The organism is Microcystis sp. M53598_WE2 (assembly GCF_030067735.1).
Classification (GTDB): domain Bacteria; phylum Cyanobacteriota; class Cyanobacteriia; order Cyanobacteriales; family Microcystaceae; genus Microcystis; species Microcystis aeruginosa.
In genome coordinates this window covers 1-1,076 of the sequence record NZ_JASJFE010000053.1, presented here as the reverse complement: position 1 = coordinate 1,076, position 1,076 = coordinate 1, and the positions used below count along the sequence as shown (strand labels likewise).

Sequence of the window (1,076 nt, the reverse complement as noted above, 5' to 3'; positions counted from 1 at the left end):
GGACAACCAAATATTCAGATAGTAATGTTTTTTCTGCTGGTGAAGAATTAATTAAAAAAATTTATAATACTCAAAGTTTACAGCGCAATACAGAAGATAAGAATTTGGCAGAGACAAAAGACAAGTTACTCCAATTAGTCACTTCGTCTCTTGCCACTATTGGAACAGTTCTTGATAGTGATGGATTGTCAGTTGCAGTTCGTATTGACAATGATTCTAAAGATAGAAAATCTTGGTCTGTAGTTGCTAGTGTAATTGATAAATTAGAGCGGTTATTTCAAGAAATTGCCGATCTGACTTTTGAGAGAATCAATAAACTTCCCGCTTTTACTCCAGCGCAGGCAATACCTGGTTCTTGGACAATTATACTTCATGTCAATCTCAGTCCTAATCACGCAAATTTACTGGCAAAAACTATCTCTGACCTTTCCTCAGGAAAAATTGATAATGAAAGTGAAAATGACTTAGAAGTTGTTAGTATTTGGCAAGATTGTGTCACAAAAATCAAAGAGGATGATTTGCGAGTAGATATGGCTGTCTCCATTAATTCTTCAGAATTTAATGTCATTAAAACAATTTCTACAGAACATGAATATATATCTAGTTTAACAGGGTTAAAATCACGATCTATCAGGGTTCTTTCTCATGATATTCCACAAGCTGATAGGTTAGAACGAGTTGTTGATTTATCTTCGCTGTTAATTCAATATCCTCATTCTTTGCCAACTGTTCGACAACAGTTTTTGGATAGAAATGGTATTACAGAAAGGCAGTTTTCCTACTATAGAAGGGCTGCAGAAATTCTTAATCTGGCTGACGAACGAGTGCAGCCAACTACTGCTTGTTTCATGCTTGATCGTCTGTCAGAAAAATCAAAAAAAAGATTCTTGGCTCACCAATTTATTGCTTCAAAGGTGGGTTTGGCATGGTTTAAGTGGCAAAATGCTCATGATCTCTCCGAAATCAAACCAGAAAGAGCAAGAGAATTTTTACTAGAAGTGTGTCCGTCACTTTCAGAAAGTACTGTTGAAAGACGTGCTAAAACTTTACAATCTTGGTTAAGGTATTTCTTGGGT

General features: G+C 35.6%; 1 protein-coding gene. It reads left to right on the top strand.

From position 1 onward, the window contains the following. Nucleotides 1–1,076, top strand: a 1,076-nt coding sequence (locus tag PX636_RS01295; protein WP_502882836.1) for a DUF7226 domain-containing protein, incomplete at both ends; no start/stop codon positions are given.